This is a genomic window from Myxococcus sp. AM010 (assembly GCF_013372585.1).
Classification (GTDB): Bacteria; Myxococcota; Myxococcia; order Myxococcales; family Myxococcaceae; genus Myxococcus; species Myxococcus vastator.
On record NZ_JABXEO010000035.1, the window covers coordinates 1 to 24,878 of the forward strand.

The following is a 24,878-nucleotide window of genomic DNA, read 5'->3' on the forward strand; positions in this document are numbered from 1 at the left end:
GACTCGTTCTCCATTTCCTCCCGCCGTACTGCCCCCAGGGCAATCGCATCGAGCGGGTGTGGCTCGACCTGCATGCCAACGTCACCCGCAATCACCGCTGCCGCACCATGGACCAGCTCATGGTCCGGGTGCATGCCTACCTCTCCGCTCGAAATGTCCAGCGCTCCGCCAGTCCATCCCTGCGACGAGTCGACCTCAGGCGCACATCCTGAGGCCGTTCGAGAATCACGAACCTCGGTTTAGAAAGCTGGAAATCGCATCTGAGCCCCGCCCACAAGTTCTCCACAGTGAAGCGCCGCGCCGCTCAGTGCACCGCGTTCTCATGGTGCCCGTGCCCCGGTCCTCCGAAAGTGCCAGGCCAGGGCGCGTTCGCGGGCAGCAACCCCGGCATGGGGAAGCGCATGAAGCGCGGCTGGCTGGTGGCGAAGGGCGGGTCGCACTCGCCACAACCGAGGGCCCCGTCCATCAAGTAGAGGGCGCCCGGCCCCAGCTCCATCAACTGCGGCACCGTGCGCGGCGCGTAGTCGAGCGGGCACTGGAAGGCCTCCGCCCCATCCCGCGCGCGCACGCCCACCAGCAACCGCTGGTGGTCAGCCGCCACCGCGTGCGTCAGCACCAGCGTCTCGGGCGGAAGACCCGAGCCCCTGGGCCAGGTGGCCAGCCGGAGCTCCTTGGTCGTCAGGCGCTGGCCTTCCTTCAGCGAGTACAGCCACGCCAGCCCCAGGTCCGGAAGCTGGAAGCCCTTGAGCTGCGTCGCGGCCGGCGTGGCGCTCAGGCTGTCCGCGCCCGCGTTCACCGTGGTGCCCGGCGCGCTGGGCACCACCACCTCCCGAGTGGCCACCGCGCGGCCGAGCTGCTGCTCAAGGGACGACCCCGCCGGTGTCCCATCCCGGGTGCTCAACGCCTGGACGCCCCATTCAGGCAGCAGCAGCCCGTCCACCACCGCGAGCTCACCCGCGCGCAGGGGCTCCGTCCTCCGCCAGCGCGGCACCCCCTCCGAGGAGAAGGCCATCAACAACGTGGGCGTCCCCGACGCCAGCGGCGCCCCCCTGTTCAGCGTGGGCGCGAAGGCGACGTAGAGGTCACCCACCGCGTCCGAGGCGAGGCCATACGGGTGCGGGTGGTCGCACTCGGCGAGCAGCGGGTCCGTCAGCTCGCGCGCGGAGACCATGTGGCCGAAGGCATCCAGCACCACCAGGAAGTACAGGCGGCACGCGGTGTCGCGCCGCTGGTCCGTGGGGTAGGCCTCGAAGAGGGCCGCCAGCCGGTCCGGCGCCATCACCGCCAGCCGCGCCAGGAAGAGCGTCTGCGTCCTCTCCCGGAAGTCCGGCCGTGCGTCGGCCAGGGTGAAGGTCCACCGCGGCGCCCCCGTGTCGCGCTCCAGCAGCGACACCGTCCCGTCCATCGGCATGTCCATGCACAGGAGCCGGTCATTCCACAGCATGCAGCGCCGCGCCGGGTGGGAGGCTCGCACCGGAGCCTCGCCCGCCGCGTCCAGCACGGGCGTGCCGTAGAAGCCCGACAACGTCACGTCCCCTTCCGGCCCCACCAGCAGGTCCTGCAGCTGCGCTCCTCCCGCCCGGGCGTCGTGCTCCCAATCCACCTTCAGGGGTCGCGCCGCGGGCCGAGCGCACACGCCGCCGCGGCAGTGCCCCGACGCCTGACACGGACTGGCCGCTTCACACAGGAAGCCCTCCGGCAAATCGCGCTTCACGCAGGCCCCGTCCAGGCACACGTCCGCGTCCTCGCAGGTGCCCTGGGCCGCGCCGCACAGTGTGCCGTCCGGCACGGGGGCCGTGGCGCATCCCATCCGCGGGTCGCACGTCCCCACCTGACACGGCCCCGTCGCTGGACACGGCGGCGCCGGCACGGACTGGCACCCGTCCAGCACGTGGCACACGTCCGTGGTGCAGGCGTCGCCGTCGTCACAGGGGCGCTCCTCGCCCCGGCAGCGGCCCGCCTGACAGGTGGCGCCGGTGATGCAGGCATTGCCCGGCGCACACGCGGTGCCGTCCGGCAACACCGACTCCACACACCGCTCCGTCACCAGGTCGAAGGTGGCCGCCGCGCACGTCACGGGCGTGAAGCACTCCGGCACCGGCTTCGCCTCGCCCGCCAGCACCAGCCGCACCTGGCCACCGTCCGACGTGGTGCCGGTGAGGATGACCTCGTAGCGCCCCTCGGCTTCGGGCGCGAAGCGCAGGCGCACCGGCACCTCTCCCGCCAGCACCCGGACCGGCAGCGCCTCCCCCAACGAGAAGGGCGCCGACACGTCCGTCCACGTGACGTCCAACGGAGCCCGACCGCCATTCACCACGCGGACCTCGGCCTCCCGCCGGGTGCCCGGGTAGGCGGGCGGGAAGTCCACGCGCCGCGCCGACAACCGCAACCGCCCCACCGCCCCCGACAGGGACGGTGTGTCCCGACAAGCCACCGCCCCCAGCCCCAGCATCAGCGCCAATACAACGCCGCTGTACCGGGACGCCCGCGTTGCGTGCGCCATGGCGTCCTCCCCCCGTGCCGTCTGGCTATACCCGCACCGGAGGGCCCCGCGGACGCCCCACCCCTGTCGGCGTCCCACCTCCCAACACTTCAGGGTCGGCGGGGAGAGGGGCAGTGTTTTTTACAGGTCGCTCCACTGCTACAGGCTGCAACCGCGCGAAATGGTTGGGTGCCGGAAGGGTATGGTTCTCGCACGCGGGGTACGTCATGACCTCTGTCGCATCCTCCTCATGCGCCCCTTCGTCATCGCCGGCCTTCACCGTGCTCATCCCACGCGGCCTGCAGGCGACCGTGGAGGGGCTCGCGGCGGAGACCCGCCAGGAGCTGCTCGCCGAACTGTTCCGCCTGGCCGCGCTGGCCCGGCAGGAGGAAAGTCACCTGCCCCCTGAGTTCCCGTACACGCTGAGGCTGGACGTCGCCGGCTGCCAGGTCAGCGTGGAGCTGGACCCGTCCCGCGCGCGCCTCACCCTGGTGGGCCTGCTGCGGCCCCAGCCGCTCGAGTGAGCCCGCCCGGGCCAGGGGTGAGATGTCGCGCCGTGCCGGATATGCAGAATCCTGGGACCTCACGTACCTGGTGGAGCAGCTCCGGGAGCTGATCGGGCACGACCTGCGCCTGGGCGAGGCCCTCAGCGATGAGCTGGAGGACGTCCTGGGCAGCCTGGTGCAGCGCAATCAGCGCCTGAGGGTCCTGCAGCGCATGGTGAACGCGGAACGCGCCCAGGAGGACCTGGCGGCCCTCCGCGGGGCCCTGGAGGACATGGACCGGGAGCTGATGGTGCGGCTGCCCGCGTTGCTCGACCAGCTGCGCCTGGCGCTGCCTTGAGTTTCCACAGGCACTTCGTCCCCAGCGCCGCCTGCTTCTTCTAAAAGTTCATAGAGGTATTGATCTATTGGTAGTAGCGGTAGGGAGCCGGGACTTGGGGACAAGTCAGCAAGCTCATGGGAATACTCACGAATTTCGGAAGTGCTACATGTGGGTAAGATGACGGTTATCCCCGGGAACCCACAGGTGTTGATCCACGCCGGGGTTTCTCCACAGCCGCTCCCCCGCTGTCCACAGGCCATCCACAGCTTCCCAGTGGATGCGGGAGGCACCCCAGGTGGTGGCGCGTTCTCACCCCACGTCCGCCCCGCACAAGGCTGTTATCGTCTGGTGCGGGATGTGCCCCGACAGTGGGGTGCCGGCGGAGGGTTTCCCCATCGACTTCTATCGGGGCGAGCGCATCGGGAAGTACGAGGTCGTCACGCAGCTCTCCGTGGGCGGCATGGCGGAGCTGTTCCTGGGCTTCACTTCGGGTCCGGGCGGCTTCCGCAAGTACGTGGTCATCAAGCGGGTGCTGCCGGACGCGCGGGACAACGCGCAGTTCGAACGCATGTTCCTGGACGAGGCGCGCATCACCGCGGCCTTCAACCACCCGAACATCGCGCAGGTGTTCGACCTGGGGCGCGAGGATGACGGGCTCTACCTGGCCATGGAGTTCATCGCCGGGCAGAACCTGAACCAGATTACCGGCGCGTGCCTGCGCCGCCAGGAGCAGCTCCCGCTGGGCTTCACGCTGTCGGTGGCGCGCGACGTCTGCATGGCGCTGCACTACGCGCACGTCTATACGGCGCCCTCTGGCGCGCCCAGCCCCGTCATCCACCGCGACGTCGCCCAGAAGAACATCATGGTGACGTACGACGGCGTGGTGAAGCTGCTCGACTTCGGCATCGCCAAGGCGAAGGACAGCCTGGAGCGCACCAACGTCGGCACGGTGAAGGGCACCACCGGGTACATGTCCCCGGAGCAGGTGCGGGGCGAGGCGCTGGATGGGCGCAGTGACTTGTTCGCCGTCGGGGTGATGCTGCACGAGCTCATCACCGGCGCGCGCCTGTTCGCGGGCAAGAACGAGCGCGACGAGATGATGAAGATTCTGGAGGAGCCCGTCCCCTGGCCCTCGCACGTCGCGCCGCACGTGCCCGAAGCGGTGTCCAAGGTGGTGATGCGGGCGCTGGAGCGCAGCCGTGAGAAGCGCTTCGCCACCGGCCGGGACATGGCCCGGGCCATTGAGGCGGCGGCGGGCAAGCTGCTGCTGGACGCGCATGACCGGGCCGCGCTGATGCAGGACCTGTTCGCCGAGCGCATGTCCGCCACGCGCGTCATGCTGGAGTCCGCGGACGGCACCACCAACGGCGTCATGCTGGACTCCGCGAAGCGGGCCCTGCGCGGTGATGACGGGCCCTACCTCCCCGAGCGCAAGGACCTCCCGACGCCGTCGAACGGCGTGGCGGGCATGCCGCGCAAGCCCTCGCGCAAGGTGCAAGCGGCGGCGGCGCCCCGGAGGCCCGCGGCGGCGAGCCAGCAGCAGCCACCGGAGAGCAAGACCTCCAATGTGCTGTGGGGACTGGTGCTGCTGGGCATCCTGGTGGGCGGCGGGTATGCCGCCTGGCACCTGTCGAAGGTGCTGAACGAGACGGTGGAGGAAGAGGACGCGAGCGCGCTGCGCACCCTCCCCAGCCATGACCCGAACCTGCCCATCTACCCGGTGCCGGGCTATGACGCCCCCACCCCGGATGCCGGCAACCCGGAGGCCCCTGCCAAGGCGTTGGGCGCCGCGGTGGGCGGCGAGGACGTGGAAGAGCACCGTCCCAAGGAGGCGGCGAGCCCTCGCCCGGCGAAGGGCCGGGGCAAGCTGACCTTGCTGGTGCTGCCGGAGGCGGAGGTCTTCCGAGGCAAGAAGCGGGTGGGCCGCACGCCGATGTTCAACGTGGCCCTGCCCGTGGGGGAGCACGACCTGACCCTCGTGGGCCCGGACGGCAAGAAGCGCATGCTGTCGGTGCCGATTACCGCCGGGGAGACGACCCAGTTCCGGCTGAAGCTGGCGGAAATCCCCGAGCGCTGAAACACAGCACCGGGATTGAGGGGCACGTTCCGGGGCACTTGGTTATCTTCGCGCCCCTCTTCCTCTGATTCCGGATTGTATGGCCTCTCTGAACATTGGCTTCCTGATGGACCCGCTCGAGACGGTGCGGGTGGACCACGACTCCACGTTCGCGCTGATGCTCGAAGCGCAGCAGCGCGGCCACCAGGTGCGCTACTTCGAGCAGGGCTGGTTGCGCTTCAACGGCACGTGCGCGGAGGCGCGCATGCGCCACGTCACCGTGCGCCGCGAGCCGGGACGGCACTTCGACCTCCTCGATGAGGCCTCGCGCCCGGTGTCCTCGCTGGACGTGCTCTTCATGCGCAAGGACCCGCCGGTGGACGCGGAGTTCCTGCACGCCACCCAGCTGGTGGAGCTGTGCGGCACGCAGCGCCCCCCTGTCTTCATCAACGAGCCGGCGGGCATCCGCGACGCGAACGAGAAGCTCTACTCCCTGCGCTACCCGGACCTGATGCCGGACACGCGCGTCACCAGCGAGCTGCCGGTGCTGCTGGACTTCATCGCGCGCAACGCGGCGGGCACCATCCTCAAGCCGGTGGATGGCTTCGCGGGCAAGGGCATCCTCTTCCTGACCGCCACGGACCGGAACGCGCGCTCCGCGGTGGACATGCTCACCCGGGGTGGCCGGGAGGCCGTCGTCGCGCAGGCGTACATCCCGGAGAGCCGCCAGGGCGACAAGCGCATCCTCCTGGTGGACGGCGAGCCGGTGGGCGGCGTGCTGCGCGTCCCGTCCGAGGACGACCACCGCGGCAACATGGCGGCGGGCGGCGTGGCTCGCAAGGCCGTGCTCACCCCGAGGGATTTGGAGATTTGCGAGCGCCTGAAGCCGGAGCTGCGCCGGCGCGGGCTGCGGCTGGTGGGCATCGACGTGCTGGGCAGCTACCTCACCGAGGTCAACGTGACGAGCCCCACCGGCCTGGTGGAGGCGAACCACCTGGACGACGTGTGCGTGGAGGCCCGGGTGCTGGACGTGGCGGAGCGGCTCGTCGCCGAGCGCTGAGCCCCGCCGGTGGACGCCGGGCGACAAACGCTGGCTGCCCGGCGCCCTTCCGTGAGCTGAAGGCTGACTCATGTTTCAGCGCACCACACGACGCGGTGCGTGATTTGAATCCTGGTTCATGTTTCAGCGCGACGCGACGCGACGCGCCTTGAATCAGGGGCTGTCTGGGGAGTCAGGTCTGTCCCCGTGGCCGCCCATTCCCCCCTGGTGGCGGCCTGGGAGACACCATGCACAAGCAGCGTCGCAGCCGTTCCTGGCCGTGGTCGTGGTCCGCCGGAGTGCCTCTTGCCGCGTGCCTGTTCACGGGACTGGCGGGCTGTGGTGGGCCGGCGGAGGACGCGCCGGAGGCCGAGGTGGCGGAGCAGCAGCAGCCGCTGCTCACGCAGGTGACGAACTTCGGCAGCAACCCCGGCAACCTGCAGATGTTCCGCCACGTGCCGTCCGGCATGCCGGCCAACGCGCCGCTGGTGGTGGTGCTGCACGGCTGTACGCAGCGGGCCGCGGCGATGGAGGGCAGCGGCTGGTCCGCGGCGGCGGACGTCTACAAGTTCTACGCCGTGTATCCGCAGCAGCAGAGCGGCAACAACATGAGCAGTTGTTTCAACTGGTTCGAGCCCGGCGACATCGCGCGAGACCGGGGCGAGGCGCTGTCCATCAAGCAGATGGTGGACACGATGAAGGCGACGTACTCCATCGACCCGGCGCGGGTGTACGTGGCGGGGTTCTCGGCGGGTGGATACATGGCGCCCGCGCTGCTGGCGGCCTATCCGGACGTCTTCTCCGCTGGCGCCATCCAGTCCGGAGGCCCGTACCGGTGCGCGGAGTCGATGAATGCGGGCTTCACCTGCATGAGCCCGGGGGTGAACCGCACGCCCGCCGCGTGGGGCGATGTGGTCCGCAACGCGTACCCGGGGTACTCGGGCCCGCGTCCGCGCGTCAGCATCTGGCACGGCACCAGCGACTACACGGTGAACGTGATGAACCTCACCGAGGCGATGGAGCAGTGGACGAACGTGCACGGCATCGACCAGACGCCGGACACGGTGGAGACGGTGTCCGGCTTCCCGCACAAGGTGCACCGGAGCGGCGCGGGCACCGCGCTGGTGGAGACGTGGGAGCTCACCGGCATGGGCCACGCGGTGGCCATGGATGCGCAGTTCCAGTTCCCGGGCGGCACGGGCAGCGCGGCCTGTGGCGCGGTGGGGGCGTACCTGAGCGACGTGAATCTCTGCGCCGTCTACCACCAGGCGCGGTTCTTCGGGATTGTGGGAGGCGGAGGCGAGCCCACCGGTGACACCACGCCGCCCACCGTCAACGTGACGGCGCCGGCGAGCGGGGCCACGGTGAGCGGCACGGTGAATGTCACCGCGAGCGCGGCGGACGCGGTGGGCGTCACCCGGGTGGAGTTCCTGGTGGATGGCGCGGTGGTGTCCACGGACACGCAGGCGCCGTATGCCTTCGCCTGGAACAGCGCGGCCGTGGGCAACGGGCAGCACCGGCTGGGCGCGCGGGCGTTCGACGCGGCGGGGAACCAGGAGACGGACGACGACACGGTGGTGACGGTGAGCAACTCCGGCTCCCCGGCGCCGGTGACGGTGCAGTTCACGAGCCTGTCGGCGGATGACGGCTACCTGAAGGCGAACGCGGATGGCAGCGCGGCGGCGCTGGGGTTCATGACGAACCTGGCGCTCGGCCGGGGGACGGATGGGAAGTACAACCGGTCCTTCCTCTCCTTCGACACGTCGAGCCTCCCGGATGGGGCCACCGTGACGCGGGCGTACCTGACGGTGAGCTACTCGTCGGGCTCGGGAGACCCGTGGTCGACGCCAGCGGGGAACACGCTGGTGGTGGATGTGAAGTCGGGGACGTTCAACGCGGCGAACACGGAGCCGGCGGACTGGGCGGCGGCGGCCACGGCGAGCAGCGTCGCGGGCATCGACCGGTTCAGCGCGGGCGCGAAGAGCTCCGGGGACTTCAGCGGCGCGGGCCTTGGCGCCATCAGCAAGACGGGGAAGACGCAGCTGCGGCTGCGCTTCACCCAGGCGCAGACGGCCACGCAGTACCTGTTCGTCCGGGATGGGGCGAACGCGGTGCTGACGGTCGTCTATACGCCGTAGGGAGACGAGGCGGACGCCGGCTCAGACCGGCGTCCGCTGCATCAGCGCCGCGAGTGCGTCCCGGTTTCGTGCGCAGTGGGCTCGGAGCGCGTCGCTGAGCTCGGAGGTCTGCTCCAGCCGGGTCCAGTACGCCAGCGCGTGACGGGCGGCATCGGACCAGACGTCGAGCGTCTCCGCGGTGGGCGGCCGGGGCTCGAAGGTGCGCTCGACGATGCTGGTGCCCACGGGGGCGAACATCATCGGGAGCATGTCGTAAGCCGGTGCGAGCCGGAACCGCTGGGGTCCGTCCTTGAAGAAGGAGAGGTTGCCGAAGTGCCGGTCGGTGTTGCCGGTGAGCTGCCCGAAGGTGTCGAGCCAGCGAATGCGCCGGGCGTCCTCGTCGCTGATGGACTGGCGCTCCAGGAGATACCGGGCCGCGCTGGTCCAGGTGCTCCCCTTCCCTTCGTGGCCGAGGTACTCGTTGTCGATGGCCATGAGTGAGAGCAGCGCCTTGCGGCCTCGCTCGCCGATTCGGTCGAAGCGCTCGACCTCGAGGAACTGGTAGCCCTCGACGCGGAGGGAGCGTGAGGTCGCGGCCGGAATCCCGGCGGCCTGGACGGCTTCGAGCGCGAGGCCTTCGCAGATGAGCAACTCTCTCCAGCGCTGAGCGGCGGCGCCGTCGTCGTTGGCCGCGAACTTCACCAGGACGTGGCGCCCTGCTGTGTACGCCGTGAACTTGGGCTGCTCGCCACCGGCGGAGGAGCCTGCCTCGCTCGACAGGGATGAGCGGGCGAGCTCCGGGTACTGGGCTTCGGTGACGGGTCGAAGCGGGCTGGCCAGGAAACGGTCCAGGGAGGCCGCGCCGATGATGTGGGCTCCGACGCAGTCCTCGCCTCGGAGCGCGAGCGCGATGAGCTGGTGGTCTTCCGTCCAGTCCGTGATGCGTGGGGGAAGTCCCAACTCGGGGTGGCGACTCGCGAAGCCCTGGCCCAGGTAGCCCTGAGGGCTCATGTCGGCGGCGAAGGGCGGGAGGCCGGCGAACCGTTCCCCTCCCCCATCCTGTCGCGCAAGCCAGCAGCCTCCGTTCCAGAGTGGGTGCAGGATGCCTGCTTCGTGGGGACGGCCTGCCTCGTCGACGCGGTACAGCGGTATCTGTTCCCCCAGGGCGGCGATGAAACGGGTCCGCGCATAGCGCCTGGAGGGCCCCTGCCCCATCCGGCAGACGCTCGGACCCGCCGAGGCGAGCAGCCGCGACACCGTCGGGCGTGAGACGCGGAGCTGGGTGGCCAGCTCGCTCCCCTTCACCTCGACCTGACGTCCGAGGACGGTCAGCAGTTGTTCCAGGGTGGCCATGAACGGATTCCTGAGAGGATCCATGAACAGATATCGCTGACCGATATCTCCGCGCAACCTGCTGAAATAACATCTGAAATTTACGATGTGATCCTGGCTGGTGAGCAGATTTTCCAGCGGGGATGCCGAGACGCAGTGCTGGGTTCTTGGGCCCGAAGCGGACGTTGGGTAGGAAGCCCCGCAGCCCATGCCTGAACCCACCCTGCCCGAGCCCGGCCCGGACGAAACGCTCGACTCCATCGGCACGGCGGGGGTGCGGGTGCTCCAGCGGCGGACGGGTTACCGCTTCACGCTGGACGCGGTGCTGCTGGCCCACTTCGCGGCCACCGAAGGCACTGGCGCGTCCGGGCGGATGCTGGAGCTGGGCGCGGGCAGCGGCGTGGTGTCCTTCCTGCTGGTGAAGCAGTTCGGCCTGGGGCCCGTGGATGCCCTGGAAATCCAGCCCGCCGTACATGCCCGGCTGACACGTTCCGTGGCGCTCAATGCGTGCGAGACGCAGGTCACCCCGCTGCTTGGAGACCTGAGGCGGATCCGCGAACACGTCTCCGGAGGCGAGTACGCCCACGTCGTGTCCAACCCGCCCTTCCGTCTGGCCGACGCGGGGGTCCGCAGCCCGGATGACGAGCGGGCCGTGTCCAAGTCCGAGGTCGCGTGTGACGCGCCAGCCATCATCGCCGCGGCACGGTACGCGTTGATGCCCGGCGGCGGCGTGAGCCTGGTGTACCCCGCGGCGCGAGCGGCCGAGGTGCTGGGCCTGCTGTCCCAGGCGAAGCTCCACCCCACCGTGCTGCGCTTCGTCCACGCGCGCGTGGACGCTCTGGCCACGCGCTTCCTGGTGCATGCCCTGCGAGACAGGGACCGGGGCCTCGCCGTGCGCCCGCCCCTCATCGTTCATGGCGAGGCGCCCGGGGGCTACTCCGCGGAGGTGGCGGCGTTGATGGATCCGCCGCTCGCGCAGAGGCCCTGAGCCCCGCGCCGCCTCTCTACGGCGTGCCCGTGAGCGGCTTCGTGTTCATCACCTGGACGCCGTGCTCCTCGGACGCGGTGACGAACAGCTCGTGCCTCGCGGGCACCTCCAGCGTCAAACGCCGCAGCTTCCCGCCCACCGTGAAGTCCACCTCCAGCGCATGCGTCCCCGGCGGCACGTCGCGCAGGCTCAGGTTCGTCGCGTTGCTCGTGCCCCGGCGCCGTCCGTCCATCGTCACGGTGCACGGCTTCGCGCAGCGCACATGAACCAGAGAGGTCATCGCGGCGCTCGCCTCAGGCTGCTCCGCCGCCTCCAGGTCCTTCTGCTCCGTGAGCGTCACGCGGCCCTTGGAGTCCCCTTGGAGGGTGACCTCCGAGCCACCCGGTATCTCCACGTAACCCACGAACTGCCGCTGGTTGAAGACGCCACCGGTGGCCTCCACGCGCCGCTGGCCGGGCGCCACGTCGCGGAACTCCCAGGTCCGGTTGTCCCGGCGGACGCCTCGCTTCCCGTCGAGCAGCACCGTGCAGTCGTCCTGGCACTTCACCGTGGCCACGCTCGGCGCCTTCGACGTGGAGACCGGCGTGGGAGGTTTCGGCTCGGCCCAGTCCGGTGTGCCGGGCATGGTGGAGCTGCCAGGCTCGATGAGGATGCGCTTGTTGCTGGCCAGGAACACGTCCGCCGTCGCCACGTCCGGGATGACCACGAAGCTGCCGGCGAGCGGACGGTTCAGCACCCCCGTGGCGTCGATGCGCCGGCTGCCCGGCGCGATGCCCTTGAACTCCCAGGTGGAGTCATTCACCCGGAACCCGTGCTTTCCATCCAGCACCACCGTGCACTTCTCCGTGCAGCGGACCTGGACGGCGACGCCATCGGCCGCGAGCGCCGGAGCAGACACCCACAACGACAAGGACAGGAGCGGCCAGCGGAGGGACATGACGGGGTGACTGCCTCGTACCAGTGGGTATTCACGCGGGGCCCGCCCGGGGATGCGAGTCCACTCCCGCCTCATCAGGCAGGCCCCTTGGAGCCGGCAGTATGCCCACCGGGCAAGGGAGGCGGAACCGCCGCGGCGTGCCATGCGCCCACGCCGGACCCAACCTACCCAGGGTTCCGGCAACGGCCCCAGCCCCATCCAAGGAGCGGAAGGTATGAACATGGCGACGCTGACCGAGCAACCGAGCATCCTGAAGGCAGCCGCCCTGCTGCCCCCGCGCCTGTCGCTCGGGTCGACGATGGTGGTGCATGGCGTGTCCAAGCTCCGCCCCGGGGGCACCGCGCAACATGCGGGCTTCTTCGAGCAACTGGGCTTCAAGCCCGGCAAGCCCTGGGTCATCGCCACGGGGGTGGCGGAGCTGCTCGCGGGCGTGAGCTCCATCCTGGGCATCGCCACGCGTCCCGCGGCGCTGGCGGTCCTCGTCACGCAAGCCATCGCCGTGGCCAAGGTCCATGGCTCCAAGGGCTTCGACAACACGAAGGGCGGCTTCGAGTTCAACCTGGCGCTGGGCGCCATCGCGCTCGGCCTGCTGCTGCGGGGGCCGGGGCCGCTCTCCGTCCACAGCGCCATCGAGCACCGGGTGAAGCGCAAGGAGTCTCGGCGGCTGCGGCTCTTGCCGCGCCAGCGCCGTCGCTCGGTGCTGCTCGACGTGCTGGGTTGAACGCGGGCCGCGACGCACATCCCATCACCCTGACCGATGAGGTGTGTGTCGCCTGTCCGGCTGCAAGGCAGACTGAGGTCATCTCCCCTGACACAGAATCCCGAGATGGCCTCTAGAATGGCGGGACATGCCCTCGTCCGTCTTTCTCTTGATGGCGCTCGCCACCACGCCGGGTGCTGCCTCGGCGCGTGAGCCCGCCCCCGCCCAGCACGTCTCTCCTTCGCGAGCGCCCAGCTCCGAGGTGCCCTCCACCGCGCCCGCGCCCGAGACTGTCATCACCGACCTCAACGCGTACCCCCGTGCCGGTGACTCCGGCGCGGTGCTGGACCTGGGCCGCGCCGCCGCGGAGGCCGGCGCCGCCGCCCTGCGCGCCGCGGCCCTGGCCATGGGCAAGAGCGCCACCCCGCTGGCCGACCCGGACACGAGCTACGCCCAAGGAATGGAGGCCCTCCAGGCCAAGGACGCACCCACGGCCATCACCCAGCTGTCCGCCTGCGTGGAGGCCGCGCCCTCGCGCGTGGACTGCCGCTGGGAGCTGGGCTGGGCGCACTCACTGGAGAACCAGTGGACGGAGGCCTACACGCAGTGGACCGAGGTGCAGAAGCTCCAGCCGGACCACCCGGACCTCGAGGGCGCGCTGTCCCAGGCCCGCGGTCAGGCCATGCTCCAGGCGAAGCTGTCGCAGGGGCCACAGCCCGGCAACCGCCCTCCCCCGCCAGCCGACGCGAAGGTGCGCATCCGCGCGGTGGGTGACGTCATGCTGGGCACCACCGTGCCCGAAGGCCACCTGCCTCCCGATGGCGCGGGCAGCGTGATCGCCGGCGTGCGCTCCCTGCTGGAGGACGCGGACCTCACCTTCATCAACCTGGAGGGGCCGCTGTGCGACACGGGCGAGACGAAGAAGTGCCGCTCGTCGAAGAACTGCTACGCGTTCCGCTCGCCCACCGAATACGGCCAGTACCTGAAGGAGGCCGGGGTGGACCTGGCGTCCACGGCCAACAACCACTCGGGTGACTTCGGCGAGGAGTGCCGCCGCGCGACGGAGTCCACCCTGGACGCCCTGGGCATCGCGTGGAGCGGCGCGCCGGGCACGGTGGCCACGGTGGAGCGCAATGGCCTGCGCATCGGCATGGTGGCGTTCCACACGTCGCCGGCCTGCAACCACCTCAACAACCTGACCACGGCGACGGGGCTGGTGCGCGTGGCCGCGGCCGAGCACGACATCGTCATCGTGTCGTTCCACGGCGGCGCGGAGGGCAGCAAGGCGCTGCACGTTCCCCGCGGCCGGGAGAAGTTCTACGGCGAGGACCGAGGCGACCTGCGGGCCTTCTCGCGCGCGGTGGTGGACGCGGGCGCGCACCTGGTCATTGGCCATGGTCCGCACGTGGTGCGCGGCATGGAGTTCTACAAGGGCCGGCTCATCGCCTACTCGCTGGGCAACTTCGCCACCTACGGCCGGTTCAACCTGCGCGGTCCGCAGGGCCTGGGCCTGGTGCTGGAGGTCGAGCTGAACCGCGACGGCGACTTCACGGCGGGCCGCATCCTCCCCACGAAGCAGGTGGACCGGGGCATCGCCGTGCCGGACCCGAGGGGCGCTGTCATCAAGGCCATCCGGGACCTCACCACGGAGGACTTCCCGGAGACGGGCGCGCGCATCTCCGACGACGGCACCGTGAAGGTCCGCGGCAAGGGCCCTGTCTCCATGCTGGACCGCGCGCGGCGCTGACACGCCGGCGCGTGTGCGCGGCGGCGTGTGGGTGCTTCACGGACCTCGAGCCCGGGAAGTCCCGTCATGTCCGCCGTGTTCATGACGTCGCTGTCTCCCTCACCTCCCCGGGCTGAAGCGCGGCTGCTGGATGTGTCCCAGCTTTCGTCATAGCGGCTCAAAGCAACGGACGGCCCGTACAGGCATGTCGCACGGCTCCGGGATACAAAGGTCCCTGCCGTGCGCGCCCTCCGACTGCCACGCCTCTCCTCGCTTCGCGCCTTCGACCACCCCGGCTACTTCGCGGTCTGGGTGGGAGCCCTGGTCTCCACCATCGGCACCTGGATGGAGACGGTGGCCATGGGGGTGTACGTCACCGAGGCCACGGGCCGCGCCGAGTGGACGGGTGGCATCGTCGCCCTGACCTTCCTCCCCGCGGTGGTGCTGTCGCCGGTGGGCGGCGCGCTCGCGGACCGGTTCGACCGGCGCGCCTATGTCGCGCTGGGCACGGTGGTGCAGCTGGTGCTCGCGGGCGTGTTGACGCTGCTGGCCTTCACGCACCAGCTCAGCGTCCCCGTCGTGGCCGTCATCTCCTTCGTCCACGGCTGCGCCAGCACGCTCATCAACCCCGCCTTCGCGGCGATGCTCGCGGAGCTCGTGCCGCCCCGGGACTTGCACAGCGCCATGAGCCTCAACTCGGCGCAGTTCAACCTGGGGCGCATCATCGGTCCGGCGCTGGCCGCGCTGGTGCTGAGCATGGGCGGGACGTCCTGGGCGCTGCTCATCAACACGCTGTCCTTCGTCGCGGTGCTGGTGGCGCTGTCGCAGGTGAAGACGCTGACGCGGATGACGGCGAAGGCCACGCAGGGCCTGTGGCGGCAGATTGCCCACGGCTTCTCCGTGGCGCGCGGGGATTCGGAAATCTCGTTGATGTTGTGGGGCACGCTGCTGGTCGCCGCCCTGGTGGCGCCCTTCATCGGCCTGGTGCCGGTCTTCGCCATCCGCGTGTTCGGCCAGGGCGCGGCGGCCACGTCGCTGCTCGTCACCTGTCAGGGCGCGGGCGCGGTGACGGCCGCGCTGCTGGTGGGCACGCTGGTGGACAAGCTGGGCCAGCGCAAGCTGCTGGGGCTGGCGGCGACGTCCATCGGCGGGGTGTCCACGCTGTACTGGCTGTCACCCACCCTGGAGGTGGCCGCCGCCGTCATCTGCGTGCTCGGCGCCAACTACATGATGCTGATGAGCGGGATGCACGCGTACTGCCAGTCACGCGTGCCCCGCGAGCTGCAGGCGCGCATGAGCAGCCTGTTCAGCATGGTGCTCGGCGGCGCGTATGCGGCGGGCGTGTGGGGCCTGGGCGCGCTGGCCGACCGGATGGGCATCCGCTTCGTCACCGTGAGCGCCAGTGTGCTGTTCCTCGCGCTGGTGCTCACGCTGCGGCTGCTGCGCCCGCGGCGCTTCGACGGCGTGGGCGCGTAGGCGCGCGTCAGGGGATGACCGTCCAGATTGCTCGGGTCCTCGAATTCGCACGTTTGGAGGAGACTTCACTCCCCTGGTCAGGAGTGGCCACGGCGGGTGCGCAGCGCCTGCTCCAGGAACTCCGAGAAGGAACGGGCGACCTGCTTGCAGTACGCCGGGTCCGGCCACGCTTCGTGGTCGCCGTCGAAGAGGGGGTAACGGTCATTCTCCAGTCGGGCCACGTCCACCAGCACGTAGTTGCCATCCTGCACATCGCAGAGCGCGTACACCGAGGCGGGTCCCCACTTGTCGTCATCCTCGCCGTAGATGGCCACCCTCGCCCGGACGATTTTGTGCAGCGGGAGGACGCGGTAGGGGGTCTCCGGTAGCCGCGCAATCAGCTCCGCTCCATTGCAGTGCAAGTAGAAGGCGCGCAGGTCCGGGTCCAACTTCCAGCCTACCCGGCGCTCGAACGCAGCCACCTCTTCGGATGCGGTGGGCGGATACGGGAAGTGCTCGCGAGAAACCTCTTCGAGCAGGCTGCTCATGGGCGTGGCCATCGTCAGTGGTCCGAGTAGGGCAGATTAGGGGGCGAGTCCCGTTCAGGGGAGCTGCGGAACGGACTTGTAGTTGGGTGGCATTGCGCAGGGATATGTCGAGGTAGCGGCGGTCGCTCCAGACGCTGGAGACCTCCCACGCGACGCTGGTGGAGCTGCCCGGCGTGGGCCACATCCCCCACTTCGAGGCGCCGGAGAAGTTCCACGCGGCGTTGCTCGACTTCCTCGGGAAGTGACGCGGCGGCGGGTCGCCCACCTGTGGGCAACTTGGGGATGTCTCCGGGCGGCCGGGCGTGCCCCCGGACCTCCGCGGGGACCTTGGTGCGCAAGGAGCCCGCTCCGACATTCAACTTCGGAGCAGCACCCACTTCGACGAGGAGCGCACCATGCCGAACAGGAAATATGACCCGTACACGGGAGGCAAGGAGGCCGCGACCAAGCCTCCCTATGCGCCAGACCGCGTGGAGCGGGGACTGGAAGCCGACGACACCCTGCCGCTGTACGCTGCGGACTCCATCCGCGACACGCGCGAGCAGAAGTTCGCCCTGGACAGTGACTCCGAGGTGGGCGGCTACGTCCCCGACATCCGCAGCCCCATCGACGAGGCGGACGAGCTGGAGCGCGAGCGCAAGGGCCGCGAGCGAGCCGAGGAGCGCCAGGTCTCCGACGCGGAAGACGAGGCGCGCAACGGCTGAGCCTCGGGGGAGGCCCGGACCGCGTACCCCGTGAAGCACCGGGCCGAGGCCCGCGAGCAATGACTCGCAGACCACGGCCCGGAAGACACCTGCCTGCGTGCTACTTCGCCGCGCGCGGCATCGGCGCTTCATCCGGCTCAATGGGCACCAGCTTGCCCAGGCCGAGCGGCGTCACCTGCTCCTGGATGGTCGCCGGATCCCCCACGAGGACCATCTGCATCGCGGCCGGGTCCAGGTACCGCTCGGCCATGCGCTGCACGTCCGCGGCGCTGGCGTCGCGCAGGCCCTCCACGGTGCGGTTGAACTCGTCCAGCGGGCGGCGGGTGATGAAGAGCGCCGCGGCGCTGGCGCCCAGGCCCTCCACCGACTCGAAGGCGCCCGGGAAGGCGCGGATGAGGCCCTCCCGCGCGGCCTCCAGCTCCTCGGCGGTGATGGGCCGGTTCTTCAGGCCCGTCAGCTCGCTCATCACCTCGCTCAGGGCCGGGCCCGTCACGTCCTGGCGCACGGAGCTGTACGCGGTGAGCGGCCCCACGCCCAGGCGCGGAGAGACGCTGGCGCCCGCGCCGTAGCTGTAGCCCTTGTCCTCCCGCAGGTTCATGTTGAGCCGGCTGCCGAAGAAGCCACCGAACACGGTGGTGGCCAACTCCAGCGGGTACTCGTCCGGGTTCCCCGCGGCGATGCCCGCGCGGCCCACCAGCAGCAGCGTCTGGTCCAGGCCCGGCTTGGGCACCACGTACACCTGTTGCCGCGGCGGCGCCTTCGTGGCCGGCGGCGGCGCGGGCGGCGTGGCCTTGCCCTTCCACCCGCCGAAGTGCTTCTTCGCCAGGGCCACCCCTTCTTCCAGGCTGATGTCCCCGGTGAGGATGACCGCCTGGGCCCTGGGGCCGGTGTGCTTCTGGTAGAAGCCCGTCACGTCCGCCAGGGTGAGCGTCTGCACGGACGCGGGCGTGCCGTCGGGGAGGTGCCCGTAGGGGTGCTCCAGCCCGAACACGGCCTCCAGGTACGCCAGCTGCGCCAGCACGCCGGGCTGCCCCATCGCGCGCACCAGGTCCGCCAGCTGCTGCTTCTTGCGCCGCTCGAAGGCCTTGGGGTTGAAGCTGGGCCGCAGCACCACGTCCGACAGCAGGGCCATGGCCGCGTCCAGGTTGCGCGTCAGCACGCGCACGCCCACCTGCGCGCCGTCCGCCTGCACGTCCATGCCGGGAGACACCCCCAGGTCGGCGAAGGCGTTGTCCAGCAGCACCGTGTCCCGCTTGCCCGCGCCTTCCAGCAGCATGCGGTACGTCAGCTCGGCGAGCCCTTCCTTGCCCTGGGGGTCCTGCGCGCTGCCCGCGGCGAAGGCCACGCCCGCGAACACCAGCGGCAGCTCCCGCCGCGTGCTCACCAGCACGGTGAGGCCGTTGTCCAGCTTCGCGCTCTGGAAGGTGGGCAGCACCAGGTCCGGCGCCTTGCCGGGCTGGGGTGGCGTGGCGCGGAAGGACTCGGCGTTGGCCGTGGCTTCAGCCGGGGCCGCCTTCTCTCCCATCGCGGGCGAGTCCGGACTGGCCGGCGCGGGCTTCGGGTTGCTGGCGCAGGCGGCCAGCGTGGTGACGAGCAGGGCGGAGAGGAGGCGGCGCATCAGTGGCGCTCCTTCGAGTCGAGGGGCGCCTGCCGGCGTGCGGGCGGCACCGCGTGGAGGATGACGCGCGCGCCGGGGCGCAGCGTGTCCTGGGCGAACTGCTTCACGGCTTCGGGCGTCACCGACTCGTAGCGCGCCAGGTCCTGGGCCACGTAGTTGGGCTCGCCGACGAAGTGGTTGTAGCTCTGGAGGACGTCCGCCTTGCCGCCGAAGCCGCCGACGGACTGGAGGCCGGCCAGCGTGCGCGTGTCGTAGCGCGTGCGGGCGCGGGCAATCTCCTCCGGGGTGATGCCCTGCTGGCGGACCTCGTCCAGCACCGCGTCCACCTCCTGGAGCAGCCTGTCCGTGGACACCCCGGGCCGCGCCACCACGTCCACCGAGAAGACGGACTGCGCGCCCTGGCTCTGCTGGCTGGCGCTGACGCTCTGGGCCAGCTCCTTGTCCAGCACCAGCCGGCGGTAGAGGCGGCTGGCCTTGCCGGTGGACAGCGCGGTGGCCAGCACGTCCGCGGTGGCGTCCCCTTCCTCCAGGTACGCCGGCGTGAGCCACTGGATGGTCAAGAGCGGCAGCCGGGCCACGCGCTCCTCCTCGCGCAGCACCACGGGCGCGGTGAGCTTCACCGGCGCGACCTCCGGCCGCTGTGGCCGGGCGTGGCTGGGCAGCGTGCCGAAGTACTTCTCCACCAGCGCCTTCGTCTTCGCCACGTCGAAGTCACCGACGATGGCCAGCGTGGCGTTGGACGGCGCGTACCAGGTGCGGAAGAAGTCCTTCACGTCGTCCACGTTGGCCGCGTTCAGGTCCTTCATCGAGCCGATGACGTCCCCGTGGTACGGGTGCGGCAGCGGGAAGAGCGCGTGCCACGCCTTCTCGCGGGCGGCGCCATACGGCGCGGTTTCAATGGACTCACGCCGCTCGTTCTTCACCACCTCGCGCTGCGTCTCCAGCTTCTCCGGAGTGATGGCGTCGAGCAGGAAGCCCATGCGGTCGCTCTCCAGCCACAGCGCCGTCTCCAGGTGATTGCTGGGGACGGTTTCAAAGTAGTTGGTGCGGTCGAAGCTGGTGGTGCCGTTGAGGTCGGTGGCGCCCAGGTGCTCCAGCCGGGAGATGTGGACGTCGTCGGCCACGTTGCGCGAGCCCTGGAACATCATGTGCTCGAACAGGTGCGCGAAGCCGGTGCGGCCGGGTTGCTCGTGGTACGCGCCGACGTGATACCAGATGTTGACGGCCACCACCGGCAGCTTCCGGTCCACGGAGAGGATGACCTCCAGGCCATTGGGCAGCGCGTATTTCTCATACGAGATGGCGAGCGCTTCGCGGCCGGGCTCCAGCGGCTTCGCCTCCTGGGGTGTCTGGGCAAGCGCCGGCAGCCCGCTGAACACAAGGGCTGCGGCGACGAGGGCCTTCATTCGGAACAAGGTGCCTCCAAGTCTCGATGCCAATGACTCACGCGACGCGCTTAGCACGCACCTCCGGCGCCGTGGGTAGGGAATGGTGGCGGGAGCGGCCGGTGCCCCGGGATGTTGGTTCCTGGTCAGCATGAGAGACTGAACGCATGTCCGCCGAAGTCTCATCCGGTGCCCTGCCCCGCTGCGCCCTCCACCCGGAGGCGCTCGCGGGCGCCACCTGCCAGCGCTGCGGCGGCTTCGTCTGCACCGCGTGCACGACGTGGGTAATGGGCCAGATGTATTGCCCGGACTGCGCCGCGCGTCCGGAGGTGAACTACCTGGAGACCTTCCGGCTGGGGCTCTGGGGACGGAGGGACGCGAGCGCCTGGCTGGTGATCGGTATCGCGGAGCTGCTCTTATTTCTGGCGCTGGGGGCGCTGGTAGGGGGGACATTCCATCTCGCGCTGGCGTTCCTGGCCAGCGCGGGCGTGGGCCTGGCGTTCTTCCTGGGCATGCGCTGGGCCCGCCTGGGCCTGCTGGCCGTCCCGCTGCTGGCCATGCTGCTCACCGCGCCGTCGATGGGCGCGCCCGCGCTGGTGTTCTTCGTTCCGCTGATGGTCGCGGTGAACATCTTCCGCGACACGCGCAGCCGGCTCTTCTTCCGCCTGGACGTTCCGGAGCGCGAGTTGCGCCGACTGTGGGACCTGCGGGTCAACAACCCCCTTGCCCGGCATGCGCTGTCGTTGAGCGTGGGGTCGCTGCTCCTGCACGTGCTCACGCCGTTGCTGTCCTTCATCGGCGTGGGGTTCGTGTTGAGCTTCATCTGCATGGCCATGGCCACGCTGGCCCTCGTCCTGGGCGCGGTGGCGCTGCGGCGGGTGGACCCGGAGGCACGGCCGCCCATTGGACGGCGATGGGAAGCGCTGGGCGCGATGGGCCTGGCGCTGGCCTCGCTGACGTTCGGGTTCATGCTGCATTGGCGGCGGATGGTGGAGCTGTTCGGCGGCGCGGTGGACTGACGACGGCGAGACGGTGCCGCCAGTGCATGGCTCGCTCACCACCCTGCAGTCCCGGCGCGCGGGGGGCGGTAGGTGCCTGGGGGACGTGGGGTGCCCACGCTCACGGAGGAGACCCAAGCCAGACACCGAGGAGGCCACCGTCATGGCGAACATACGTGAGGAGCAGGGCGAGGCAGCGGAGGGCCGGAGCGCGGCCCCCAGCCTCAAGGAGCAGCGCAGCGAGTCACGCGCGGCGCAGACCTATTCGGGCTTCTTGAAGGACCTTGAAGCGAACGCGGGCGTCGTCCGCCCGCTGGCGGAGAAGGCCGCGCAGTCCGTGCTGTGCCTGCTGGAGCAGCGCCTCATGGACACCGAGGCGAAGCACCTGGAGGCCCAGCTCCCGCGGAAGGTGACGGACATGCTGAAGCGCTGTCCCCGTCACGAGGGCAAGGTCGCCAGGAAGTACAAGCTGGAGCAGTTCCTCGCCATGGTGGCCGAGGAGCTCGACACCACGCCCAACGAGGCGGAGCGCCTGGCCCGGGCCGTGTTCCTCACGGTGCGCAATCACATCAGCGAGGGCGAGGCCGACGACGTCATGGGCCAGCTCCCCGCCGACCTGCGCTCGCTGTGGGTGCCCGAGGCCTGAGCGTCGGAATCCAGTGATAGCCTGCCTTCCTTTTAAACATGGGAGGCGGCATCCATGTCAGTCGCGGGACGGAAGTGGAGTGCGCGGGCCAGTCAGGTCCGTGGAAGGACGTTGGCGCTGAGTGTGCTCACGCTGGCCGCGCCAGCCTGGGCGCAGGTGCCTGAATACACACTGGAGCTTCAGGCGCGGACCAACCTGCAGGGGAACGCGTCTGGCGCCTACAACGTGGCGCCGGGCAACCTGCTGGCGGGCAGCTACCAGCTCCCCCTCAGCGCGGACGGGCAGCTCGCCTTCCGTCTGTCGATTACGCCCGAGGGTCGCTCTGGCGTGTGGTGGGGGCAGGACGGCGTGGGGAGCCGCATCTACGTGCTTCCGGACCTGGGCGACGATGCCCGGACGGGCGACCCGGGCGTGAACTCGCGGGGGGACATCGCCTTCGCCGTCACGGGTGCTTCCTCGGCGGCCCAGAACGGCATCTATTTGCTGAATGTCGCGGCGCCGGACCCGGTGCGCATCATCCGCGTCCCCGTGGGCGCTTCCGACTGGAGCAGCCTGTGGCTCAACGAGGCCGGTCAAATGGGCTTCCGCGCCACGTTCGCGGGCGTGGGGCGCGCCTACGCCGTCGTGTCCGAGGCGCCCGACGGCAACTTCCAGGCGACCCTGCTGGCCAGTGAGCGGGCCGTCGACGGGGCGAGCCCCTACGAGTTCCTCTACTCCCCGACGATGAACGACCTGGGGCAGATGGCGGGCGTGGGAGACCTCGCGCCAGCGTCGTCGGAGTACTTCCAGGAGCTTCGCATCTTCCACGCGGATGGGACGCCGTCGCGGCTCATCGCGCAGACGCGGGGGCGGGAGGCGTCATCTCCCGTGTACCGCTTCGCGTCCGTGCAGCCCGCGCTGAACAACCACGGACAGGTGGCGTTTCTGGGAACGGCGCGGAGCGCGCAGGGAAGCAACGTCACCACGCTGTGGCGCTGGGATGGCTCCGAGCTGCGGACGGTTGCGCAGGACGGCCAGGGTGACATCCGGCAGTTGGAGTTCTTTCCGCCCGACATCAACGACAGTGGGCTCGTGGTGTTTCGCGCCTTCGACGCCGCGAACATGCGAGCGGTGTGGGTGAGCGACGGGCAGGAAACGCGGCGCGTGGCGACCGAGCACGACATCGTGTCCTCGGACCTGGGTCCCGCGCGCATCGACCAGGAGACGCCGTCCAACCCGGTGTTCGGTGGGTCGGCCTCCATCAACGCGAGGGGTGACGTCACGCTGGCCGCGGGCCTGGCGCCTCCGGACAACGACCAGGAGGAGTGGGGCACGGCGGTGTTCATCGCGCGGGCGTCGTTCCCGCAGGTGGATGGCGGCACGGGGACGGATCCGGACGCCGGCACGGGTGAGTCGGACGCGGGCACGGATCCGGACGCGGGTACGGAGCAAGACGCGGGCACGGATCCGGACGCGGGTACGGGCGAGGAGCCGGACGCAGGCGAGGAGCCGGACGCGGGCACGGAGCCGGACGCGGGCACGGAGCCGGAGCCGGAGCCCGACGCGGGTTCGCGTCAGGATGCGGGGACGTCTCCGCCCCCACCGCCTCCGGACAGTGGCTGCGGGTGCCAGTCCTCGTCTCCCACCGCGCTGCTCCCGTGGATGCTCGCGGGACTGATGCGGCTCGTCGTGGGCCGCCGTCGCAAGGACGCGTAGCGCTTCGAAGTGGAACGGATGCCGGGCGAGCTCATCCGCCCGGCACCCCGCTCTACTCATCGAGCAGTGACGCCGCCAGCGCGCGCACGTTCGCGGACCCATCGTTCGCGGCCACATCGCGCAGCAGGGCGACGGTGGGGGGCTCCACGGTCCGCAGGTGGCCCAGCAGCCGCACCACTTCGATACGGACGCGCTCACTCCGCTCGGCGCGCAGCACCCGGGCCAGCGCTTCCAGGTGGGCGCCAGCGACCCGCTGAGAGACAGCCTTCACCGCGAGCGCACGAACTCGCGAGCTTGGGTCGTCGAGCATCACCTGGTCCAGCAAGGCATCCACCGCCGCGCCAGGGATGGAACGAAGCGCCTCCGTCGCCGCGCCCCGCACGGCCACCTCCGGATGCGCGAGCGACGACCTCACGTAGGCCAGTCCCGCCGGAGCGCCAGCCCGGGCCAGGGCATCCAGGCAGACCTCGGGCTCCAGCGTACCCATGCGACAGCGCCTCAAGAGCCCCTCGACCAGCACCTGGCTCCGGCCCGGCTCCGGCACCTCCAAGGCCTTTGCCAGCGTCCCCATCGACAGCGCCGCCGCGTTCCTCACCCCCGCGTCCCGTGCCCCATCCAGCACACGCTCCAGCTCATCACCGAGCAGCAGCGAAGGCCGCTCCATGTGCCCATTCGCCCGCGCCCCCTCCACGCCGGCCAACTCCGTGAGCCGCTCCGACCGCAGCGTCGCCCGCGTGGCCTCGAACGGCCTCAGCGATGAGAGCCGGTAGTCCACGCCCACGTTGGTCAGCGCGACCCGCGTCTCCTCGCGGATGCGTGGGAGCTCCGTGCCGCCGCCGCCCAGCTCCACCACCTCCGAGCCCGTCGCCTCCCTCACGTGCCCATCCGCGAACAGGGTGAAGTCCAGGTGCGCTTGCAGCCGTGGAAGCACCGCCGAGCCCGCGCGCAGGTAGCGCCGCTTCGTTTTCACGTAGGTGTTCGCGCTGCCACCCGCGCGGTACACGGCCTCCAGGTCACCGCGCGAGTCCGGCTCCTCGGTGCTCCAGCGGGCGCCCTCCTCCGCCACGAACTGCGTCGACGCGAGCAGCAGCCGCACCAGTCGCCGCGCCGCCGCGTCCTGCGCCGCATCGAAGTGCACGGCCACGATTCGGCCCCGGACGTCTTGGCCCACGTACACCGGCCGCTCGAACTTGCCCCGGAGCGCCCGCAGCGCGGCGTCACCGGGCGGCGGCGCCTCACCGGCGTCCACGACCATCCGCGTCGGCACGAAGCGGCCGGAGAACAGGTGCTGTTCACCCTCCGCGCCCAGGTAGGTGAGCTCGAGCAGGCCGCTCCAGCCCGTGTGCAGCGACTCCCGCGCGCCCGCCTGATGCTCAGTGTGGGTCCGGAGGTCCAAATCGAACGTGTACCGGAGCCGGTGGCCCACGACGAGCACCCGCTCCCGTCCCTTCACGCCCGGACGGCTCTCCAGTGGGGATGCGTCATCATCCAAGAGCTGTGAGACAGCCAGCGGTGTCTCAGGGGGCGTCGGCGTCCAAGGTGCCTGGCCCGCACGCCACAGCGCGGCGGCCGTGAGCACGGCGAGCAGCAGGACCAGGCTCTTCACGCGCGGGCTCACTCCCCCGAA

21 protein-coding genes are annotated in these 24,878 nt (G+C 70.4%); 14 read left to right on the forward strand and 7 right to left on the reverse strand.

What is annotated here, in order from left to right; translation table 11 throughout:
• Positions 1 to 212, forward strand: a 212-nt coding sequence (locus tag HV826_RS17585) for a transposase (protein ID WP_176418186.1), incomplete at its 5' end; no start/stop codon positions are given.
• A 92-nt stretch (positions 213 to 304) separates the two neighbouring features.
• Here the strand turns inward: HV826_RS17585 and HV826_RS17590 are convergent.
• Positions 305 to 2,503 carry a tenascin-X gene (locus tag HV826_RS17590; RefSeq protein ID WP_176418187.1) on the reverse strand — a complete coding sequence of 733 codons (2,199 nt, stop codon included), beginning with the start codon at positions 2,501 to 2,503 and terminating at the stop codon, positions 305 to 307.
• 206 nt (positions 2,504 to 2,709) lie between these two features.
• On the opposite strand from HV826_RS17590, the gene HV826_RS17595 reads away from it, so the two are divergent.
• The 5 genes from HV826_RS17595 to HV826_RS17615 all read left to right on the forward strand — a co-directional run bounded on the left by HV826_RS17595 (position 2,710) and on the right by HV826_RS17615 (position 8,540).
• Positions 2,710 to 3,006, forward strand: coding sequence for a hypothetical protein (locus HV826_RS17595; RefSeq protein ID WP_176418188.1), 297 nt, complete (start codon positions 2,710 to 2,712; stop codon positions 3,004 to 3,006).
• Between the two features lie 22 nt (positions 3,007 to 3,028).
• On the forward strand, positions 3,029 to 3,325 hold the full coding sequence (locus tag HV826_RS17600) for a hypothetical protein (RefSeq protein WP_176418189.1): 297 nt from the start codon (positions 3,029 to 3,031) through the stop codon (positions 3,323 to 3,325).
• 337 nt (positions 3,326 to 3,662) lie between these two features.
• Positions 3,663 to 5,384, forward strand: a complete 1,722-nt coding sequence (locus HV826_RS17605) for a serine/threonine-protein kinase (protein WP_217917407.1) — start codon at positions 3,663 to 3,665, stop codon at positions 5,382 to 5,384.
• A gap of 79 nt (positions 5,385 to 5,463) precedes the next feature.
• Positions 5,464 to 6,423, forward strand: a complete 960-nt coding sequence (gshB, locus tag HV826_RS17610) for a glutathione synthase (RefSeq protein ID WP_176418190.1) — start codon at positions 5,464 to 5,466, stop codon at positions 6,421 to 6,423.
• A 227-nt stretch (positions 6,424 to 6,650) separates the two neighbouring features.
• Positions 6,651 to 8,540, forward strand: coding sequence for a PHB depolymerase family esterase (locus HV826_RS17615; RefSeq protein WP_176418191.1), 1,890 nt, complete (start codon positions 6,651 to 6,653; stop codon positions 8,538 to 8,540).
• A 21-nt stretch (positions 8,541 to 8,561) separates the two neighbouring features.
• Here the strand turns inward: HV826_RS17615 and yjjJ are convergent, their stop codons facing one another.
• Entirely contained in the window at positions 8,562 to 9,872 is a 1,311-nt protein-coding gene (gene yjjJ, locus HV826_RS17620; protein WP_176418192.1) for a type II toxin-antitoxin system HipA family toxin YjjJ, read from the reverse strand.
• Positions 9,873 to 10,059: 187 nt separating this feature from the next.
• On the opposite strand from yjjJ, the gene HV826_RS17625 reads away from it, so the two are divergent.
• Positions 10,060 to 10,839: a tRNA1(Val) (adenine(37)-N6)-methyltransferase gene (locus tag HV826_RS17625; RefSeq protein ID WP_176418193.1), complete on the forward strand. Its 780-nt coding sequence runs from the start codon at positions 10,060 to 10,062 to the stop codon at positions 10,837 to 10,839.
• Between the two features lie 16 nt (positions 10,840 to 10,855).
• Here HV826_RS17625 and HV826_RS17630 read toward each other — a convergent pair whose 3' ends face one another.
• On the reverse strand, positions 10,856 to 11,776 hold the full coding sequence (locus tag HV826_RS17630; protein ID WP_255208050.1) for a hypothetical protein: 921 nt from the start codon (positions 11,774 to 11,776) through the stop codon (positions 10,856 to 10,858).
• A 214-nt stretch (positions 11,777 to 11,990) separates the two neighbouring features.
• Between HV826_RS17630 and HV826_RS17635 the strand changes: the two genes are divergently transcribed.
• The 3 genes from HV826_RS17635 (at position 11,991) to HV826_RS17645 (ending at position 15,678) form a co-directional block, all read left to right on the forward strand.
• Positions 11,991 to 12,497, forward strand: coding sequence for a DoxX family protein (locus tag HV826_RS17635; RefSeq protein WP_176418195.1), 507 nt, complete (start codon positions 11,991 to 11,993; stop codon positions 12,495 to 12,497).
• A 127-nt stretch (positions 12,498 to 12,624) separates the two neighbouring features.
• Entirely contained in the window at positions 12,625 to 14,223 is a 1,599-nt protein-coding gene (locus HV826_RS17640) for a CapA family protein (RefSeq protein ID WP_176418196.1), read from the forward strand.
• 219 nt (positions 14,224 to 14,442) lie between these two features.
• Positions 14,443 to 15,678, forward strand: coding sequence for an MFS transporter (locus HV826_RS17645; RefSeq protein WP_176418197.1), 1,236 nt, complete (start codon positions 14,443 to 14,445; stop codon positions 15,676 to 15,678).
• A gap of 77 nt (positions 15,679 to 15,755) precedes the next feature.
• On the opposite strand, the gene HV826_RS17650 is transcribed toward HV826_RS17645, so the two are convergent.
• Positions 15,756 to 16,217, reverse strand: a complete 462-nt coding sequence (locus HV826_RS17650) for an SMI1/KNR4 family protein (protein WP_176418198.1) — start codon at positions 16,215 to 16,217, stop codon at positions 15,756 to 15,758.
• Positions 16,218 to 16,600: 383 nt separating this feature from the next.
• Between HV826_RS17650 and HV826_RS17655 the strand changes: the two genes are divergently transcribed.
• On the forward strand, positions 16,601 to 16,909 hold the full coding sequence (locus HV826_RS17655) for a hypothetical protein (RefSeq protein WP_176418199.1): 309 nt from the start codon (positions 16,601 to 16,603) through the stop codon (positions 16,907 to 16,909).
• Between the two features lie 100 nt (positions 16,910 to 17,009).
• Here the strand turns inward: HV826_RS17655 and HV826_RS17660 are convergent, their stop codons facing one another.
• Both HV826_RS17660 and HV826_RS17665 read right to left on the reverse strand, forming a co-directional pair.
• A complete protein-coding gene (locus tag HV826_RS17660; RefSeq protein ID WP_176418200.1) occupies positions 17,010 to 18,527 on the reverse strand; it encodes a pitrilysin family protein in 1,518 nt (505 codons plus the stop codon).
• Positions 18,527 to 19,933, reverse strand: a complete 1,407-nt coding sequence (locus tag HV826_RS17665) for a pitrilysin family protein (RefSeq protein ID WP_176418201.1) — start codon at positions 19,931 to 19,933, stop codon at positions 18,527 to 18,529. Before HV826_RS17665 ends, HV826_RS17660 begins: the two co-directional genes overlap by 1 nt.
• Before the next feature lie 146 nt (positions 19,934 to 20,079).
• Here HV826_RS17665 and HV826_RS17670 point away from each other — a divergent pair, with 146 nt between their 5' ends.
• From HV826_RS17670 to HV826_RS17680, 3 genes are all read left to right on the forward strand, one after another.
• Positions 20,080 to 20,931, forward strand: coding sequence for a hypothetical protein (locus tag HV826_RS17670; RefSeq protein ID WP_176418202.1), 852 nt, complete (start codon positions 20,080 to 20,082; stop codon positions 20,929 to 20,931).
• A 142-nt stretch (positions 20,932 to 21,073) separates the two neighbouring features.
• On the forward strand, positions 21,074 to 21,556 hold the full coding sequence (locus HV826_RS17675; protein ID WP_176418203.1) for a DUF2267 domain-containing protein: 483 nt from the start codon (positions 21,074 to 21,076) through the stop codon (positions 21,554 to 21,556).
• 111 nt (positions 21,557 to 21,667) lie between these two features.
• The gene (locus HV826_RS17680; RefSeq protein WP_255217272.1) at positions 21,668 to 23,251 is read left to right on the forward strand and encodes an MXAN_5453 family MXYO-CTERM-anchored protein; all 1,584 of its coding nucleotides are present in this window, start codon (positions 21,668 to 21,670) and stop codon (positions 23,249 to 23,251) included.
• Between the two features lie 52 nt (positions 23,252 to 23,303).
• On the opposite strand, the gene HV826_RS17685 is transcribed toward HV826_RS17680, so the two are convergent.
• On the reverse strand, positions 23,304 to 24,857 hold the full coding sequence (locus HV826_RS17685) for a HEAT repeat domain-containing protein (protein WP_368670945.1): 1,554 nt from the start codon (positions 24,855 to 24,857) through the stop codon (positions 23,304 to 23,306).
• Positions 24,858 to 24,878 lie beyond the last annotated feature (21 nt).